Source organism: Parendozoicomonas sp. 2304DJ65-17, from assembly GCF_058148445.1.
Genome location: NZ_JBYVJV010000043.1, coordinates 1 through 286, shown reverse-complemented (window position 1 = coordinate 286; position 286 = coordinate 1). Strand labels below are relative to the sequence as shown.

Here is a 286-nt window from a genome sequence, read left to right as displayed (position 1 = left end):
AGCCGCCTAGCCAAAGCTATGAACAAACAGCTGCATATCTGATCAATTCAACCTTTTTAAGCCATTACTGGCTGCTGCACACCTTCCTATACAGCGACTTCACTTAACTGCCAGTTCACTGGTGCCTGACCATGTTGCACCAGGTACTCATTGGCGCGGGAAAAAGGACGGCTGCCAAAGAATCCCCGATAAGAAGACAGCGGGGAAGGATGTGGGGATGGAATTACGCAATGGCGAGATGCATCGAGGAAGTTACCGTGACGCTGCGCGGAACTGCCCCAAAGAA

Annotated in this window: 1 pseudogene; it reads right to left on the bottom strand. The window is 51.4% G+C overall.

Features of this window, described 5'->3' with window-relative positions:
- Positions 1–86: 86 nt before the first annotated feature.
- A pseudogene (locus ACY2RR_RS24470) lies at positions 87–286 on the bottom strand (uracil-DNA glycosylase); the annotation flags it as partial.